This window comes from Curtobacterium sp. MCLR17_045 (assembly GCF_003234405.1).
GTDB lineage: Bacteria > Actinomycetota > Actinomycetes > Actinomycetales > Microbacteriaceae > Curtobacterium > Curtobacterium flaccumfaciens.
On sequence record NZ_QKTB01000003.1, the window covers coordinates 59,126 to 77,263 of the forward strand.

15 protein-coding genes are annotated in these 18,138 nt (G+C 70.6%); 12 read left to right on the plus strand and 3 right to left on the minus strand.

Annotated features, from left to right (window positions below; translation table 11 throughout):
• Positions 1 to 64: 64 nt before the first annotated feature.
• The 3 genes from DEJ05_RS03805 (at position 65) to DEJ05_RS03815 (ending at position 3,326) form a co-directional block, all read left to right on the plus strand.
• Positions 65 to 1,018, plus strand: coding sequence for an ROK family glucokinase (locus tag DEJ05_RS03805; protein WP_111109781.1), 954 nt, complete (start codon positions 65 to 67; stop codon positions 1,016 to 1,018).
• Between the two features lie 92 nt (positions 1,019 to 1,110).
• Positions 1,111 to 1,836 carry a 1-acyl-sn-glycerol-3-phosphate acyltransferase gene (locus DEJ05_RS03810; protein ID WP_071405408.1) on the plus strand — a complete coding sequence of 242 codons (726 nt, stop codon included), beginning with the start codon at positions 1,111 to 1,113 and terminating at the stop codon, positions 1,834 to 1,836.
• A gap of 104 nt (positions 1,837 to 1,940) precedes the next feature.
• A complete protein-coding gene (locus tag DEJ05_RS03815; protein ID WP_071405409.1) occupies positions 1,941 to 3,326 on the plus strand; it encodes a class II 3-deoxy-7-phosphoheptulonate synthase in 1,386 nt (461 codons plus the stop codon).
• A gap of 155 nt (positions 3,327 to 3,481) precedes the next feature.
• Here the strand turns inward: DEJ05_RS03815 and pknB are convergent, their stop codons facing one another.
• Together pknB and DEJ05_RS03825 are read right to left on the minus strand one after the other, a co-directional pair.
• Positions 3,482 to 5,557, minus strand: coding sequence for a Stk1 family PASTA domain-containing Ser/Thr kinase (gene pknB / locus DEJ05_RS03820; protein WP_111109849.1), 2,076 nt, complete (start codon positions 5,555 to 5,557; stop codon positions 3,482 to 3,484).
• Positions 5,558 to 5,639: 82 nt separating this feature from the next.
• Complete coding sequence (locus DEJ05_RS03825; protein ID WP_258376078.1) at positions 5,640 to 6,911, minus strand: LysM peptidoglycan-binding domain-containing protein; 1,272 nt, start codon at positions 6,909 to 6,911, stop codon at positions 5,640 to 5,642.
• A 172-nt stretch (positions 6,912 to 7,083) separates the two neighbouring features.
• On the opposite strand from DEJ05_RS03825, the gene DEJ05_RS03830 reads away from it, so the two are divergent.
• Positions 7,084 to 7,440 carry an Rv2175c family DNA-binding protein gene (locus DEJ05_RS03830; RefSeq protein WP_171907813.1) on the plus strand — a complete coding sequence of 119 codons (357 nt, stop codon included), beginning with the start codon at positions 7,084 to 7,086 and terminating at the stop codon, positions 7,438 to 7,440.
• Between the two features lie 70 nt (positions 7,441 to 7,510).
• Here DEJ05_RS03830 and DEJ05_RS03835 read toward each other — a convergent pair whose 3' ends face one another.
• On the minus strand, positions 7,511 to 8,629 hold the full coding sequence (locus DEJ05_RS03835) for a polyprenyl synthetase family protein (protein WP_071405410.1): 1,119 nt from the start codon (positions 8,627 to 8,629) through the stop codon (positions 7,511 to 7,513).
• A gap of 96 nt (positions 8,630 to 8,725) precedes the next feature.
• Between DEJ05_RS03835 and DEJ05_RS03840 the strand changes: the two genes are divergently transcribed.
• The 8 genes from DEJ05_RS03840 to mraY all read left to right on the plus strand — a co-directional run bounded on the left by DEJ05_RS03840 (position 8,726) and on the right by mraY (position 18,134).
• The gene (locus tag DEJ05_RS03840) at positions 8,726 to 9,121 is read left to right on the plus strand and encodes a DUF3040 domain-containing protein (RefSeq protein WP_110864614.1); all 396 of its coding nucleotides are present in this window, start codon (positions 8,726 to 8,728) and stop codon (positions 9,119 to 9,121) included.
• Positions 9,122 to 9,830: 709 nt separating this feature from the next.
• Complete coding sequence (gene mraZ / locus DEJ05_RS03845; protein WP_017886616.1) at positions 9,831 to 10,262, plus strand: division/cell wall cluster transcriptional repressor MraZ; 432 nt, start codon at positions 9,831 to 9,833, stop codon at positions 10,260 to 10,262.
• A gap of 106 nt (positions 10,263 to 10,368) precedes the next feature.
• Entirely contained in the window at positions 10,369 to 11,334 is a 966-nt protein-coding gene (rsmH, locus tag DEJ05_RS03850) for a 16S rRNA (cytosine(1402)-N(4))-methyltransferase RsmH (protein WP_111109782.1), read from the plus strand.
• A gap of 1 nt (position 11,335) precedes the next feature.
• Entirely contained in the window at positions 11,336 to 12,049 is a 714-nt protein-coding gene (locus DEJ05_RS03855) for a hypothetical protein (protein ID WP_111109783.1), read from the plus strand.
• Positions 12,050 to 12,098: 49 nt separating this feature from the next.
• Complete coding sequence (locus DEJ05_RS03860; protein WP_111093038.1) at positions 12,099 to 13,868, plus strand: penicillin-binding protein 2; 1,770 nt, start codon at positions 12,099 to 12,101, stop codon at positions 13,866 to 13,868.
• 14 nt (positions 13,869 to 13,882) lie between these two features.
• Complete coding sequence (locus DEJ05_RS03865) at positions 13,883 to 15,529, plus strand: Mur ligase family protein (protein WP_071405414.1); 1,647 nt, start codon at positions 13,883 to 13,885, stop codon at positions 15,527 to 15,529.
• Entirely contained in the window at positions 15,526 to 17,034 is a 1,509-nt protein-coding gene (gene murF / locus DEJ05_RS03870; RefSeq protein WP_111030328.1) for a UDP-N-acetylmuramoyl-tripeptide--D-alanyl-D-alanine ligase, read from the plus strand. The genes DEJ05_RS03865 and murF overlap by 4 nt, the downstream gene beginning before the upstream one ends.
• Positions 17,031 to 18,134, plus strand: a complete 1,104-nt coding sequence (mraY, locus tag DEJ05_RS03875) for a phospho-N-acetylmuramoyl-pentapeptide-transferase (RefSeq protein ID WP_071405416.1) — start codon at positions 17,031 to 17,033, stop codon at positions 18,132 to 18,134. The genes murF and mraY overlap by 4 nt, the downstream gene beginning before the upstream one ends.
• Positions 18,135 to 18,138 lie beyond the last annotated feature (4 nt).

Sequence of the window (18,138 nt, forward strand, 5' to 3'; positions counted from 1 at the left end):
GCCAGCATAGGACGCGTCACCGGGCGTTCCGTGACTTCGCGGCGAACCGGTAGGCTCGTTGCTCGTGCACGCCATCGGAATCGACATCGGGGGCACCAAGATCGCGGGTGCGGTCGTGACGGAACTGGGCGAGATCGTCGCCGAGGACCGCGTGGCCACCAACGCTGCGGACCCGAACGCCATGCTCGACGACGTCGTCTCGATGGTCGAGCGACTCAGCTCGCTCCACCAGGTCGGCGCCGTGGGGGTCGCTGCCCCCGGGTTCATCGACGCCTCGCAGTCGATCGTCTACTACACGCCGAACATCCGGTGGCGGAACGAACCGCTCCGGCAGAAGCTGCAGCAGCGCCTCGGCGACCTCCACATCACGGTGGACAACGACGCGAACGCCGCCGGCTGGGCCGAGTTCCGGTTCGGCGCCGGTCGACTCGTGTCCGACATGACCATGCTGACCATCGGCACGGGCGTCGGCGGCGCCATCGTGACCGAGGACCGCCTGTTCCGCGGGGGCTTCGGCACCGGCGGCGAGATCGGCCACCTGCGCATCGTCCCGAACGGGCTGCCCTGCGGCTGCGGCGCCCGCGGCTGCATCGAGCAGTACGGCTCGGGCCGCGCCCTGCAGCGCATGGCGAACGACGTCGCCGACGCCGGTGGCATCGGTTCGGCCCTGGCCGAAGCCCGCGCCGACAACGGCGGCCAGCTCGACGGCAAGATCGTCGGCGACCTGATCCTGGCCGACGACCCGGGTGCCCTTGCGGCCCTCCGTCGGCTCGGTCGACACCTCGGCGAGGCGTGCGCGTCGCTGTCCGCGGTGCTCGACCCGCAGCTCTTCGTGTTCGGCGGCGGCGTCGCCAGCGCGGGGGAGCGGCTGCTCGACCCGATCAAGCAGGCGTACCTCAACAACCTGCCGGCCCGCGGGTACCACCCGGAGCCGGACTTCGTGATCGCCGAACTCGTCAACGACGCCGGCGTCGTCGGTGCTGCCGACCTCGCCCGCATCCACGCCCGCACGGCGTAGGGTCGCGCGCACACACGCACACACGCACACCCGAACGACCGCCCACCCCGGGCCGTGCACCACCCGGACCTTCTCACCACCTGGAGTCGTCGATGACCTACTGGCTGCTGAAGAACTTCGTGCTCGGCCCGCTCATCCTCACCCTGTTCCGGCCGTGGGTCGTCGGGCGCGAGCACGTCCCGACCTCGGGCCCGGTCATCTTCGCGTCGAACCACATCTCGTTCATCGACTCGGTGATCCTGCCGGCGGTGCTCGACCGTCGACTCTCGTTCCTGGCGAAGAGCGACTACTTCACCGGCCGCGGGTTGAAGGGCTGGGCGACGAAGACGTTCTTCAACGCCATCGGCCAGCTGCCGATCGACCGCTCCGGCGGCAAGGCGTCCGAGGCATCGCTCCGCACCGGCCTGCAGGTCCTGGCGCGCGGTGAGCAGCTCGGCATCTACCCCGAGGGCACCCGCAGCCCCGACGGCAAGCTCTACCGCGGCCGCACCGGCATCGCCCGGATGATCCTCGAGGGGCGCGTGCTCGTCGTCCCCGTGGCCATGGTCGGCACGCGCGAGGTGCAGCAGATCGGGCAGCGCTTCCCGAAGATCAAGCGCGTCGGTGTCGTGTTCGGCAAGCCGCTCGACTTCTCGCGGTTCCAGGGGTTCGAGACCGACCGCTTCATCCTCCGCAGCGTCACGGACGAGGTCATGCACGAGCTCGCCGGCCTGAGCCGACAGGAGTACGTGGACGTCTACGCCACCAGCGTGAAGGAGCGGGCGAGCTCCGCGCGCGAGGCCGTCATGCGGGAACGGAAGTCGACGCCTGCACGTTAGGCTCTGATGGTCCCGGCACCCCGCCAGGACGCCCATCGACGACGCGCGGCCCGGTGCCGGTCAGCGTCGTCGGGCCGCCCGCACAGAACACCGAGGTAACGCCCTTGCCCGAGTCGACCGACTTCGTCGCCCTGCAGGATCCGGACGTCATCGAGGGGCTCGACTATTGGCGGACGCTCCCGATCAAGCAGCAGCCGACCTGGCCGGACGCCGCCGCGGCCGAGGCCGCCTCGGCCGAGATCGCCACGCTCCCGCCGCTCGTGTTCGCGGGCGAGGTCGACAAGCTGCGTGAGCGGCTCGCCGCGGCCGCCCAGGGCAAGGCGTTCCTGCTGCAGGGCGGTGACTGCGCCGAGACCTTCGCCGGTGCCACCGCCGACTCCATCCGCGACCGGGTCAAGACGATCCTGCAGATGGCCGTCGTGCTGACCTACGGCGCCTCGATGCCCGTCATCAAGATGGGGCGCATGGCCGGGCAGTTCGCCAAGCCCCGCTCGAGCGACTTCGAGACCCGTGGTGACGTCACGCTGCCCGCGTACCGCGGTGACATCGTGAACGGCTACGACTTCACGCCGGAGAGCCGGACGGCCGACCCGCGCCGCCTGGTGCAGGGGTACCACACCGCCGCTTCGACGCTGAACCTCGTCCGTGCCTTCACGCAGGGGGGCTTCGCCGACCTGCGCCAGGTGCACTCGTGGAACAAGGGCTTCGCCTCGAACCCCGCGAACGCCCGCTACGAGCACCTCGCCAAGGAGATCGACCGCGCGATCCGCTTCATGGACGCCTGCGGTGCCGACTTCGAGGCGCTCAAGCACGTCGAGTTCTACGCCTCGCACGAGGGGCTGCTGATGGACTACGAGCGCCCGATGACCCGCATCGACTCGCGCTCCGGTCTGGCGTACGACACGTCCGGTCACTTCATCTGGATCGGTGAGCGCACGCGCGACCTCGACGGCGCCCACGTGGACTTCCTGTCGCGGGTGCGCAACCCGATCGGCGTGAAGCTCGGCCCGACGACGAGCGTCGACGACATGAAGGCGCTCGTCGACAAGCTCGACCCGAACCGCGAGCCGGGTCGCCTGACCTTCATCACGCGGATGGGTGCGGGCAAGATCCGCGACGAGCTGCCCAAGCTGCTCGAGGCGATCAAGGGCATGGACGCCAACCCGCTGTGGGTCACCGACCCGATGCACGGCAACGGCCTGACCACGCCGACGGGCTACAAGACCCGCCGGTTCGACGACGTCGTGGACGAGGTCCTCGGCTTCTTCGAGGCCCACCGCCAGGTCGGGACGTACCCGGGTGGCATGCACGTCGAGCTCACCGGTGACGACGTCACCGAGTGCCTCGGCGGCTCGGAGCACATCGACGAGGCCACCCTCGCCACCCGCTACGAGTCGCTGTGCGACCCGCGCCTCAACCACATGCAGTCCCTCGAGCTCGCCTTCCTGGTGGCCGAGGAACTCGGCGCGCACCAGCCCGACCGCTCGTAACGCAGGAACCGTTTCGCCGAAGCGACAGAACCCCGCGGCATGTCCGCGGGGTTCTGTCGCTTTCGTGTGTCGGACGGGAGGCCCGTGACGGCGCCGCCACGGGCCTCCCGTCCGTCCTGGGGTCGCGTCCAGGGCCGAGGGTGCGGTGTCCGCACCTACTGGTCGTAGGACAGGGTGATCGTGTCGCCGCGGTAGACGGTGGCGCCGGCCCCCGGATCGGTGCCGGTGACGGGCAGCTTCGACTTCCAGTCGTAGAAGCCGCAGAGGATGTTCGTGCAGTCGGGCACGGACACCTTGAGGCCGAGGTCCTCGAGGGTCTTCGTCGCCTCGTTGATCGTGGGCCGCTCCGCTCCGAGGTCCGGCACGGTGATCGGCGTCGGCCCCTTCGACACGACGACGTCCACCGCCGACCCGCGCACGGCGGGGGAGTCCTGCACGGCGGCGGAGACGATCTGGCCCGAGGGCACGGTGTCGCTGTACTCCTCGGTGCGGGCGCCGAGGATCAGTCCGACGTCGTCGAGAGCGGCGGAGGCCTCGTCGACCGTCTTGCCGACGACGTCGGGGACCGGCCCGAGCGAGACGGTCAGGGTGACCGGCCCGGTCTCGCCGTAGGCCTGCACGGTCGTGAGGTCGAGGGCCTTGCCGCCGGACGCCCGACCGGTCGCCGCGACCACGGTGTCCTTCGGGGCATCGGCGGAGAACTCGTACCGGTCGTCCTGCAGCTCGAAGTCGTCGTCGAGCGCGGCCGTCACGGTGGAGAGCGGCTGGCCGACGATCGCCGGCAGCGGGATCATCCGGGGGCCGTTCGACACGACGATCTGCACCGCCGTGCCCCTCTGCACCTCGCGCTCCGCGGCCGGCTTCGTCGTGGAGACCTGCCCCTTCGCGACGACGGCGTCGAACCGTGTCCCGGTCTTCGACGCCGCCTGCAGGCCCTGTGCTTCGAGCAGCTGCCGGGCCTGCGAGACCGACTTGCCCGTGACTTCCGGGATCCGCACGTTGCCACCCGGCCCCGGGCCGAAGTACCAGCCGAAGCCGGCTCCGATCAGCGCGAGCACGACGACCACGGACAGCAGGATCCAGCCGCGCTTCCGACGCTTCGCCGACTGGTCGGCGAGCCGCTGTCCGGCGGGGGAGAGCACGCCCGGCTGGGCCCCGGTGCGACGGGGGCCCGGGGCGTTGCCACGCGCACGGGCGGGCGCTCGACCGCGGTCGCCGGTGTCCCGGTCGCCGGACCGGTCGATGATGGCGGTCTCGTCCGCACCTGCGGCTCCTGCAGCCCCGACCGAGGCGGCGGCCGCTGCGGCGCCGAGCGTGCCGGCACCACCGGAGGGCAGGATCGCGGTGCCGTTCTCGGGGCGGAGCACGGCCGTGCGGTACTGGCCGGTCGCACGCTGCTGGTTGCCCGACATGTGGTCGAGCATCTCGCGGGCGTCGCGGGGGCGGTCCTCGGGGTCGCGTGCGGTCGACCAGGCGACCAGCTCGTCGAGCTCCGGCGGCACCCCGGCCACGGCGGCACTCGGTGCCGGCACGGAGTCGTTGGCGTGCTGGTAGGCGATCTGCATCGGCTGCTCGCCCTTGTAGGGCTGCTCGCCGGTGAGCATCTCGTAGAGCATGATGCCGAGCGCGTAGATGTCGCTGCGCGAGTCGGCGGCGCCGCGGGTCACGAGCTCGGGGGACAGGTAGGCGATCGTGCCGAGCAGTGCCGCGCCGGTCGCCGTGTTCGCGGTCGTGGCCCGGGCCAGGCCGAAGTCGCCGAGCTTGATGCGACCGTCGTCGGCGAGCAGGACGTTCTCGGGCTTCAGGTCGCGGTGCACGATCCCGGCGCGGTGGGCCGAGGCGAGGCCGGCCAGCACGGCGCGCAGGATGTCCGTCGCCTGCTCGGGCGTCAGGGCGTGGTGCTCCTGCAGCAGGTCCCGCAGCGTGATGCCGGGGATGTACTCCATGACGATGTAGGCGATCTCGCCCTCGGCGCCCTGGTCGTAGACGCCCACCAGGTTCGGGTGCGACAGCCGGGCGGCCGAACGGGCCTCTTGGATGAAGCGCTCACGGAAGGCCTGGTCGTCGGCCAGGTGCCCGTGCATGATCTTGATCGCGACGCGTCGCTCGAGGCGCACGTCGGTCGCGAGGTAGACGGTCGCCATGCCCCCGCGCGCGATGCGGGAGCGGACGCGGTACCGCTGATCGATCATGCGACCGATCATCGGGTCCGTGGCGGCGTTGGTGGTCATCGGCGGCATTCTACGAATCGAGACCGCACTCGGACGCACCGGCGCACCGGCCGTGACCCAATCTCGATCTTCCGGATGAGGCTCAGAGGGTCGCCAGCCAGCCCTCGGCGGCGCTCGCCCAGGTGGCGTAGGCCTTCGGGTAGGCGGAGAGCTGCACGGCCTGGGCCGCGTCGGTGATGCTCATCGAGGACCAGCCGGGCACGTCGAGCAGCCCGCGGGTCTTGCCGGCGTTCGGGTTGTTCCGCCCGCCGAAGAACAGCGCGGTGGCGTGCGCCGGGTCCTGCAGCTTCGCCGCGCTGCCCCAACCCTGGCTCGGCCGCTGCTGGAACAGGCCGACCGAGTCGCGGTCGCCGTGCGGCAGGTTCCGGAGGCTCGACTCCTGCATCGCGGCGGCGAGGGCCACGACGATGCCGCGGTCCGGGACTCCGAGCGATCGACCCACGGCGACGATGGTCGCGGCGTTCTGGCGCTGCTCGGCGCTCAGGCCGACGGCGCCGCTCACCGCAGCGCTGGCAGCGACCGCGGGCGCGGCGGTGGCGTTCGACGACGGGATGACGAGTGTCTTGCCGGCGTAGATCGTGCTCGTGTACGACAGGCCGTTCGCCGACAGGAGCGACTTGACCGAGACGTGGTGCGCGGCGGCGATCGAGGCCACGGTGTCGCCGGCGCTGATCTTCACGCTCGACTTGGTCGACGGGGCCGAGGCGGTGGAGACCGACGGCGTCGACGACGTGCCGTGCGGCACCCGCAGCGTCTGGCCGGGGTAGATGACGCTGCGCTGCGACAGATTGTTCGCGCTGAGGAGCGCCGTGGTCGACACGCCGACGCGGGATGCGATGCCGGAGGCGGTGTCGCCGTGCTTCACGTGGTAGCTCGAGGTGTCCGAGCCGGAGCCGCCGGTCGACCCGGAGGTCCGGACCGCGGCGGTGGTGACGGCGGGGGTCGACGCCAGGTGGAGCGTCTGTCCGGGGTGGATGATCGTGTTCCAGCCGAGGCCGTTGCGCACGAGGATCTCCTGCGCCGACAGGCCGAAGCGGGCGGCGATGCCCGAGACCGTGTCGCCGTGGTGGACGGTGTATGTGGTGGGGGCCTTCGTGGTCGCGGCGACGGTCCGCACGACGGTCTGCGACGGCCGAGCGACGGCGGTGCCGAACACCGGGCGGTCGGTCACGGCGCGGTCCTGGTCGACGTGGCGCTTGTGGTTCGCGTCGGCGTCGTCGTGCCGCGGCTCGGCGTGCGCGACCGGGCCGGTCAGTCCGGCGGTCACGGCGATGGTGCCCGCGAGGACGATGGGCATGGTGGCGAACCGGGCGGATCGTGCGCGCCGGGCGACTTCGTCTGCAGCGTGGTCCACGGGTTTCTCCTGATCTCGACTGAGCCGTGCGCACGCATGCGCGCACTCACAGGTGCCACAACGCTGGCATGGCCTGATTCCCAAGTCAACCAGAGAGTCAGATGGGGTGGATGTGACGAATGTGACGAACGAGGCGGATTCACTCCGGCGGTCACTCTGGCACCATGGGCGTGTGAGTGCCGCACCCGTCGACGACCTGTCCCTCTCCGAACGCTGGCTGACCGTCCCCGAGCTGGTGGACATGTTCAGCACCAGCCCCGGACGGATCCACCGACTCTTCGAGCAGAAGACCCTGCTCGCAGCCCGCGTCGGTGGTGTGCTGCGCGTGCCCGTCGAGTTCCTTGAGGACGGCGAGCCCATGCCCGAACTCCGCGGCACGCTGATCGTGCTCGGCGACAACGGCTTCACCGACGACGAGGCGGTGCGCTGGATGCTCACCGTCGACGACGCGATGGGCACCACGCCGATCGCGGCGCTGCGCGCCGGTCGCAAGGCCGAGGTGCGTCGCATCGCCCAGTCGCTGCTCTAGACGCGTTCCGGACAGACGGGAGGCCCGGTGCCAGCTGGCACCGGGCCTCCCGTCTGTCCTGGGGGTGTGTCTAGGACGACCGGCGGCTGACCGTGTCGGCCAGCGACGCGAGCTGCTCGCGTGCCGATGGTGTCAGCGGCGAGGCGTCCAGTGCCGCCTTGGCGCGCTGGACGTGCCGCTCGATCGACCGCTCCACGGCGGCCACGGCACCGGACTCGGTGAGGGTCGCGCGGAGCATCTGCACCTGCTCCTCGTCGAGGTCGGGGTCGCCGAGGAGCTCGTCCAGGAGCTGCCGCGGGCCGCTCGCCAGCGTCTTGCGCGCCGAGGCGATGAGGACGGTGCGCTTGCCCTCGCGCAGGTCGTCGCCGGCCGGCTTGCCGGTGACCTCGGGGTCACCGAAGACCCCGAGCATGTCGTCGCGGAGCTGGTACGCCACGCCGAGGGGGAGTCCGAAGGCGCGGAGGCCCTCGAGCTGGGAGTCGCTCGCGCCGGCGACCAGGGCGCCGATGACCAGCGGGGCCTCGATCGAGTACTTCGCCGACTTGAAGACGATGACGCGCTGGGCGCGGAGCAGGTGTTCGGACTCGTCGATGACGGGCCAGGCGGTCTCCTCGTGCACGTCGAGGTACTGCCCCGCCGTGACGTCGAGGCGCATCGCGTGGAACTCCTGGCGGACGATGCGGGCCCGCACCGGGTCGAGGAGCGCGAGGCCCTCGTCGAAGACCGAGTCGCTCAGCGAGAGCAGCAGGTCGCCGAGGAGCAGCGCGGAGTTCGTGCCGTACTGCCCGCGGTCGCCGACGAAGCCGGACTCCTCGTGCAGGGACTCGAAGCGGCGGTGCGCGGCCGGACGCCCACGACGGGTGTCCGAGCGGTCCATGATGTCGTCGTGCACCAGGGCTGCGGCGTGGAAGACCTCGAGCGCTGCGGCGACCGTGACGACGGCCTCGGCGGTGGTCTGCCGGGACCCTTCGGCCAGCGGGTCGAACGAGCCCGAACGGCCCGCCACCGACTGCCATCCCCAGTAGCAGAACAGCGCCCGGAAGCGCTTGCCGCCGGACAACAGGTCTCGGGCGTACCGGTCGAACGGCGCGAGGTCGGGGCTGATCGCGAGGAGCCGTTCACGCTGCTCGTCGAGTGCCCGGTCGATACGCGCCGATACGAGGTCCACTAATCGCGTACTCTCAGCCACGATCCCTACCCTAGTGGAGTGGTCGAGGCATAGAATCGGTCCACTCAACCCGCGTTTTTCAACCCCGCGTCGATCCCAGGAACAGAGGGAACCAAGATGCCGCTCTCGGAACAGGAGCAGCGCCTTCTCGAAGAGATGGAGCGCAGCCTCTACCAGAACGATTCCGATTTCGTGGCTCGTGTCACACGTCGACAGGGTCGTCCGACGTACACAGCCATCACGCTCGGTGTCCTCGGCGCACTCGCCGGGGTCGCCATCGTCATCGTCGGCCTGGTGATCAAGGCGCCGCTGCTGGGCATCCTCGGCTTCGTCGTGATGCTCGCCGGTGTCCTGTTCGCACTGCGCCCGGGCATGCGTGCCCCGAAGGCGAAGCCCGCTCGGCCGGGCAAGCCCGCGTCCGGTGGGTCGGCGCGTCCGTCCGCCGGTGGCGGCGGGTCCTTCATGGACCGGATGAACGAGCGCTGGGACAAGCGCAACGACCAGAGTCAGTAGCTGACGGGGGTCACCAGGACTCCCTCCACACTCCTCCACGGGGTCGGCCTTCGGGTCGGCCCCGTTTCGTGTTCCCCGGGGGCCTGTGGGTGGGGCGGGCCGGGGTCGTGCCGGGGTCGTGCCGGCGCGAGTGGTCACGACATGCCGCGTGCCGGCCGCCGAGGTCGCACGAACTGTCGGCTGGGGCCCGCGCGAGCGACAGTTCGTGACCACTCGGCGTCGCGGCGGCGGTACGTCGTGACCACGCGCTGACCGGCGGCCGGGCGTGGTGGAGCCGACCGTGCGCCCGTGTGCGCTCCGCGGCGGGGGTGGGACGGGCCTCCCAGGCCGGGGAGGCCGGGGTGGACCGCCGCCGGTGCGTGCGCGAGTGGTCACGACATGCCATGCGGTGGACGCCGAGGGTGCAGGAACTGTCGGCTGGGGCCCGCGCGAGCGACGGTTCGTGCCCGCTCGGCGTCGAGTGCCCGCGGCGCGCCCCGGGGCGCTCCACCGGCTGCGAAAGTCCTCCACTTTCCTCCACGGCTGCTCTGGCGCTCGCAAACCGCATGGATCCGGGCATCCGCGCTCATCCCCGCGGGCTGCATTCCGGCCTCGATGCCCCCAGTAGGGGTGTCGCGGGCGGAAAAGAGAGCGGATTCCTGGTCGAGGGGAGGGGAGTGGAGTAAAGTGGGGCTCGCAACGGTCCGGTGGAGCGGAGGGGAGGCCCGACGTGCTGCTCGGTACTCATGCCCCGAAGCTCGACGAGAAGGGTCGCGTGATCCTCCCCGCCAAGTTCCGGGACGAACTGTCCGGCGGGCTCGTGATGACCCGCGGCCAGGAACGCTGCGTCGTGGTCTTCAGCGCCCGGACGTTCGAGGAACTCCACGAGCGCATCCGGACCGCCCCGATGACGTCGAAGCGCACCAGGGACTACATGCGTCTGTTCCTCTCGGGGGCCAGCGCCGAACAGCCCGACAAGCAGAACCGCGTGACGATCCCGCAGAACCTCCGCGAGTACGCGGGGCTCGAGCGGGACCTCACGGTCATCGGCAGCGGTGACCGTGCCGAGATCTGGTCCACCCCCGCGTGGGAGGCCTACTACGCCGAAGCCGAAGAGGCATTCGCCGACAACGACGAGGAGGTGATCCCGGGGATCTTCTGATCCGCGGATCGGGACTCCCAGCCGTGAAGCCCTGACGCCACTTCCCCGGTGTCAGGTCGCATGGATGGGGATCCGGACCCACGGCCCAGGAGACGAGGGGCTGCACATGGCCGACAACGACAACGAGACGCCACGCTTCCCGCACACGCCGGTGATGCTCCAGCGCATCGTCGACCTCTTCACGCCGACGCTCGAGGGACCGGGCAAGGTCGTCGTCGACGCCACGCTCGGCATGGGCGGCCACTCCGAGGGCCTGCTCGAGCGGTTCCCGGAACTCACGCTCATCGGACTCGACCGCGACACCGACGCACTCGGCATCGCGGGGGAGCGCCTGGCCCGTTTCGGCGACCGTGTCCGCCTCGTGCACACCGTGTACGACGGCATCGTCGACGCGATCGAGGGCGAGGGCTTCACGAAGGTCGACGGCGTGCTGTTCGACCTCGGCGTGAGCTCGCTGCAGCTCGACCGGGCCGAGCGCGGGTTCGCGTACAGCCAGGACGCACCGCTCGACATGCGCATGGACCGGACCGAGAGGCAGACCGCCGCCGACGTCCTGGCCACCTACGACGAGGGCGAACTCCGCCGCATCTTCCAGCGCTACGGCGAGGAGAAGCTCGCCGGCCGCTACGCCCGAGCGATCGTCGAGCGGCGGGCGACGAAGCCGTTCGAGATGTCCGGTGACCTGGTCCAGGTGCTCCACGACGCGACCCCGGTCGCCATCCAGCGTCAGGGGCACCCGGCCAAGCGCGTCTTCCAGGCACTCCGCATCGAGGTCAACGCCGAACTCAGCGTGCTCGAGCGGGCGATCCCGGCGGCGCTGGACGCCATCGCGGTCGGCGGCCGGATCGTCGTCGAGTCGTACCAGTCCCTCGAGGACCGCATCGTCAAGCGGGCCCTGGTGGAGCGCACGAAGTCGAGCGCCCCCGCCGGCCTGCCGGTGGAGCTGCCCGAGCACGCCCCGACCTTCTCCCTGATCGTCAAGGGCGCCGAGCTGGCCGACGAGGCCGAACGCGCCGCCAACCCCCGAGCAACCCCCGTGCGCCTGCGCGCGGCCGAGCGGATCCGGAACTGACATGAGCACGAACCTCGCACTCGTCGACCCTGCGGTCGTCCCGTCGCGGGCCCCGCGCCCCGACCGTCAGCACCGCCCCGAGCTGGTCGAGGTCACCCCGACCGCGGCCCAGCGCCGGGCACGCCCCCGCATCGGGTACGCCGTGGTGGCCGTCGCCGCGCTCGGGATCCTGCTGCTGGCCCAGCTCGGCATCAGCATGGTGCTCAGCCAGGGCGCCTACACGCTCAACTCGCTGTCGGCCGAGCAGACGAACCTGTCCCGCACGCAGCAGTCGCTGTCCGAGCAGCTCCGGGTCCTCGACTCACCGCAGAACCTGGCCCGCAACGCGCAGTCGCTCGGCATGATCGCCAACTCGACACCCGTGTACCTCGACCCGAAGACCGGTCGGGTGTACGGCACGCCGACGCCGGCGAAGCCCGACGAGGCCACGGCGTCCACCGAGAACCAGGTGCCGAACTCGCTGCTGAACGACGTCCCGCTGGCCACGAAGCCGGGGGACACCTCCACCAGCAAGGAGACGGGCACGACGAGCACGACGGACACGTCGGGCACGTCGAGCACGAAGGACTCGTCGGGCGCCACGGGTACCGCGGGATCCACCGACAGCACCGCCACGTCTGAGAAGACGAGCGGCGCCAGCGCGTCGGACCAGGGGACGGCGAAGTCGTCCGTAGAGTCCGACGCGAACCCGCTCCAGGCGCCCTCCACCCGGTGACCGGCGGGTCCGCCGCACCCTCAGCACCGCCCGGGAAGGACCGCACCGCGTGACGAAGACGATCCGCAACCGACGCCTGCGCTACAGCATCGTGATGCTCGCCGTGATCGCCCTCGTCGGGGTGTTCGTGGTGCGGCTCGTCGACATCCAGGTCGTCCAGGCGTCCGAGCTGAACAAGGCGTCGGCCCAGAAGCGCAGCATCCCCGTGACGATCTACGGCACCCGTGGGTCGATCGTGGACCGCAACGGCACCGAACTCGCCGACAGCGTGACCCGGTACAACATCACGACCTCGCCGCGCCTGGTCAAGCAGTTCAAGGGCAAGCTCGGTGGCACCCGCATCAAGGACGTCAGCGTCGGCACCGCCCTCAGCGCGTTGGCGAAGGCCTCCGGCGGCGATGTCGCGACCATGCGGAAGAACATCGCCGCGAACCCGAAGTCCGACTTCGCGTACCTGGTCAAGGGCCTCGACGTGCAGCACTACGAGGCCGTGCGGGCACTCGGCATCCCCTGGCTGTACCCGGAGCCACAGGCGGCGCGGGTGTACCCGACGGGTGCGACCACGGGCAACCTGACCGGCTTCATGGGCACCGACGGTGCCCAGGCCGGCCTGGAGTACTCCTACAACCAGTGCCTGGCGGGCACGAACGGGTCGGAGACGTACGAGCGCGGCGAGGACGGCGTGCAGCTCCCGGGCAGCACCGTCACCACGAAGAAGGCCAAGGACGGCGGCACGCTCGAGACCACGATCGACAGCGACCTGCAGTACATGGCGCAGCAGACCATCGCGTCCGCCGCCAAGACCCTGCAGGCGGAGTCCGCGACGGCGACGGTCACGAGCGTCAAGACGGGTGAGCTGCTCGCGGTCGCCGACTACCCGACGGTGGACCCGAACGACGTCGACGCCACGACCGACAAGGGCGCCTTCGGTTCCCGTGCCCTGACGGCGTCGTACGAGCCAGGCTCCACGATCAAGGCCGCCATCGCCGCCGCGCTGCTCGACCAGGGCAAGTCGAACCCCACCGACCAGGCGGTCGTGCCGTACTCGCGCACGTTCCCCTGGGGCGGCACGATCCACGACTCGGAGTTCCACCCCACCGAGAACCTCACGCTCACCGGCATCCTGCAGAACTCGTCGAACGTCGGCATCACCGAGCTCGGCGCACGGCTGACCGCCCAGCAGCGCTTCGACTACATGAAGAAGTTCGGGCTGTTCGAGCCGGAGACGGCCATCGACTACCCGGGCCAGCCCTCGATGGACTACGGCACGAGCCCGAACTGGGACCAGCAGACGAACATCAACTCGATGTTCGGTCAGGGCATCTCGACGACGGCCGTGCAGGTCGCGAGCGTGTTCCAGACGATCGCGAACGACGGTGTCCGGATCCCGCTGCACTTCGTCAAGGGCTGCACCACGGCCGACGGCAAGACGATCGACGCGCCCGACGTGCAGAAGCAGCGGGTCGTCTCCGCAGCCGCCGCCACGCAGGTCACCGACATGCTGCAGAGCGTCGTCACGGGTGGCACGCTGGTGGGCATGAAGCCGATCTCCGGCTACAACATCGCCGCGAAGACGGGGACCGCCGAGGTGGCCGAGGGGTCGCAGGGCTACGGCGGTCAGCGCATCACGTCGGTGGCCGGAATGGCACCCGCCGAAGACCCCCAGTATGTTGTCACGGTGACGTTCACGAAGCCGCAGACCAACAAGTGGTCCAGCGGAGCGGCTCCGGCGTTCCGCACACTCATGTCCCAGGTGCTCGAGAAGTACCGAGTAGCCCCCTCCGCGTCCGAGGCGAAGCTCTACCCGTCCACGTGGTGAGGAAGAAGGAACACTTGTCCGCACGGATCCCCCCGGTCCTCCGACCCGAACACCCGACCCCGAGGGCCGTCTCCGAACTCGCCAACGCGTTCGGTCTGCGAGTCGTCGGCTCGGTCGACAGCATCGAGACCACCGGTGTCACCCTGAGCGCCACCGAGGTGCAGCCGGGTGACCTGTTCGTCGGCGTGCACGGTGCGAACCGGCACGGCGCACAGTTCGCGACGGAGGCCGCCGAGCGCGGCGCCGTCGCCGTCCTGACCGACCAGGACGGCGTCGCACTGGTCGAGCCGTCCGGGCTGCCGGTGCTCGTCGTCGACGACCCCCGCGCCGCCCTCGGCGACGTCGCGGCGTGGGTCTACCGCACGCACCCCGACGAGGCCACCGACCTGCCGCAGCTGTTCGCCGTCACCGGCACGAACGGCAAGACGAGCACGTCCTACATCCTCGAGGGCATCCTCAAGCAGCTCGGCCTGGTCACCGGCCTGAGCTCGACCGCCGAGCGCCACATCGGTTCGCTCAGCGTGACGAGCCGCCTGACCACGCCCGAGGCCAGCGAGATGCACGCGCTCCTCGCACGCATGCGCGAGAGCGAGGTCCGCGCGGTCGCCGTCGAGGTCAGTGCCCAGGCCCTCAGCCGGCACCGCGTCGACGGCATCGTCTTCGACGTCGCGGCCTTCACCAACCTGTCGCACGACCACCTCGACGACTACGCCGACATGGAGGAGTACTACCAGGCGAAGCTCCCGCTGTTCCAGCCCGAGCACGCCCGTCGCGGCGTCGTCTCGCTGGACACCGACTGGGGCCACCGCGTGGTGCAGGACTCCCGCATCCCGGTCACCACGATCACCGTGCACCCCGACGTCGAGGCCGAGTGGCACGTCGACATCGTCGAGGCACACGCCGCCTACACCGAGTTCCGTCTGACCGGCCCCGAGGGCCGTGAGCTGACCACCCGTGTGCCGCTGATCGGCTGGCACATGGCGGCGAACGCGGCACTCGCGATCGTCATGCTCGTCGAGGGCGGCTTCGAGCTGGGTGCCATCGCGCACGCGCTGGAGAGCAACCACCGCCGCTACCCCGACGAGGACGACGCGAGCGAGCGTGACGGCGAGACCCACCGCGTCTCCGCCATCGAGTGCTACCTGCCCGGCCGCACCGAGCGTGTCTCCGGCGAGCACGGCCCGAGCGTCTACGTCGACTTCGGCCACAGCGCCGACGCGTTCGAGAACACCCTCGCCGCGGTCCGGCAGTTCACCTCCGGCAAGGTCCTCATGCTGTTCGGCGCCGACGGCGACCGCGACACGACGAAGCGCGGCGACATGGCCCGCGTGGCCGCGGCCGGCAGCGACATCCTCGTCGTCACCGACCACCACCCCCGCTTCGAGGACGCCGCGTCGATCCGGAAGACCCTGGTCGACGCCGCACGTGCGGCGTACCCCGACCACGAGATCCACGAGGTCAGCCCGCCCGAGGCCGCCATCCGCACGGCCGTGAGCCTGGTCGGCGAGGGGGACTCGATCCTCTGGGCCGGCCCGGGCCACCAGGACTACCGCGACATCCAGGGCGTCCGCACGCCGTACTCCGCCCGCGACGAGGCCCGCGTGGCCCTGCGCGAGGCCGGCTGGGAGCCGAACTCCGGTCCGGCGGAGGACGTCCGATGATCGCCATGACCCTCGCCGAGATCGCCACCGCGGTCGGCGGCGAGCTGATCGGCGGCGCGCAGGCGACCGACGTCGCCGAGCCCGGCGACCTGGTCGTCGAGGGCTCGGTCGAGACCGACTCCCGCCTGGTCCGCCCCGGCAGCGTCTTCTTCGCCCTCCCCGGTGAGGTCACCGACGGCCGACGCTTCGTGCCCGCAGCGGTCGACGCCGGTGCCGCCCTGGTGATCACGCCCGAGCGCGTGGACACGACCGCGCCGCAGATCGTCGTCGCCGACGGGTACGAGGCCCTCGCCGCGCTCGCGCACGAGGTCGTCACGCGCGTCCGGATGAGCACCGCGGACCGCGTCGACGCCGACGGTCGCCCGGCACCCCTGCGGGTCGTCGGCATCACCGGCTCGAACGGCAAGACGAGCACGAAGAACATGCTCCGCACGATCCTCGAGCAGCACGGCGCGACCGTCGCGCCCGAGGGCTCGTTCAACAACCACGTCGGCGCACCGATCTCGATGCTCCGAGTGACGTACGACACCCGGTACCTCGTGGTCGAGATGGGCGCGAGCGGCGTCGGCCACATCGCCAAGCTCGTCTCGATCGCCGAGCCCGACCTCGGCGTCGTCCTCAAGGTGGGCCTCGCGCACGCCGGCGAGTTCGGCGGCATCGAGGCGACGCAGCGCGCGAAGTCCGAGATGGTCACCGACCTGCCCGAGACCGCCACGGCCCTGCTCAACGTCGACGACGACCGCGTCGCGTCGATGCGCGACCTGACGGCCGCGCGCGTGGTCGGCTTCGGCACGTCGACGGACGCCGACTACCGCATCACCGGCATCGAGACGGACCGCAGCGGTACCCGCTTCACCCTCGCCGCGCCTCCCGTCCGCCACGAAGGCGACCGTCCGACGGACGCGACCCTGTCTGGAGGCCCGGATCACGTCGACGTGCGCCTCGCGATCCTGGGTGAGCACCACGCCATGAACGCGTCCGCCGCGCTCACCGTCGCCCACCTGTGGGGCGTCCCGCTCGCCGACGGCGCCGCGGCGCTCGCGTCGATGACGCGCGCCGAGCGCTGGCGCATGGAGCTGCTCCAGGGCGGCCCCGAAGGCGTCACCGTCATCAACGACGCGTACAACGCGTCGCCCGACTCCACCGCGGCGGCGCTGCGGACCCTGGCGCAGATCGTGCGACCGGGGGAGCGGACCGTCGCCGTGCTCGGTGAGATGGCCGAGCTCGGTGAGTACTCCGTCGAGGAGCACGACCGCATCGGTCGGCTCGTCGTCCGCCTCGGCATCGGACAGCTCGTGGTCGTCGGCCGCGGCGCGATGCCCATCCACCAGGCCGCCACCCTCGAGGGATCGTGGGACGGCGAGTCCGTGTACATCGAGGACGTCGACGACGCCGTCCGTGCCATGCAGGAGATGCTCCGCCCCGGCGACGTCGTCCTCGTCAAGTCCTCGAAGTCTGCCGAACTGCGATTCCTCGGCGACCGCCTCGGAGGTGTCACCGAATGATCGCGCTCCTCATCGCCGGCGCCACGTCGCTGGTGTTCACGTTGCTGCTCACCCCGTCCTTCATCAAGCTCTTCCACCGTCTCGGGTGGGGGCAGTTCATCCGTGATGACGGTCCGCAGTCCCACCACACCAAGCGCGGGACCGCCACCATGGGTGGCATCGTGCTGATCATCGGTGCGGTGATCGGGTACTTCGTCGGCCACCTGATCGGAGGCGACTCGATCACGCTGTCCGGGCTGCTCGTGCTGTTCCTGATGGTCGGGCTCGGGTTCGTCGGCTTCATCGACGACTTCCTCAAGGTGCGCCGTCAGCGGAGCCTCGGGCTCGGCGGCTGGGCCAAGATCCTCGGCCAGGTCATCGTCGGCGTCATCTTCGCGACGATCGCCCTGGTCGTGCCCACGTCGAACGGCAAGCCGCCGGCGTCCACGATGATCTCGGCGATCCGCGACGTGCCGTGGCTCGACTTCATGGCGCTCGGCACCGTCATCGGCACCGTGCTGTTCCTCGCCTGGATCGTCCTGCTGACGGTGTCCACGTCGAACGGCGTGAACGTGGCCGACGGGCTCGACGGCCTGGCCACCGGGTCGAGCATCCTGGCGATCGGCTCGTACGTCATCATCGGCTTCTGGCAGTCGAACCAGATCTGCGGCGGGGCACGGCTCGACTCGAACACCGCCCACGCCTGCTACACCGTCTCGAACCCGCTCGACCTCGCCGTGGTCGCGGCCGCGGTCTGCGGTGGGCTCATCGGGTTCCTCTGGTACAACACCTCGCCGGCGCAGATCTTCCTCGGTGACACCGGGTCGCTCGGCCTCGGCGGTGCCCTGGCCGGCCTCGCGATCCTCAGCCGTACCGAGCTGCTGCTCATCCTCATCGGTGGCCTGTTCTTCATCGTCACCGGCTCCGTCATCCTGCAGCGGGCCTACTTCAAGATCACCCACGGCAAGCGCATCTTCCTGATGAGTCCGCTGCACCACCACTTCGAACTGAAGGGGTGGGCCGAGGTGACCGTCGTCGTCCGCTTCTGGATCATCGCCGGGCTCTTCGTCGCGGCGGGGGTCGGACTCTTCTACCTCGAATGGATCGCACGCGTTGGTTGACCCG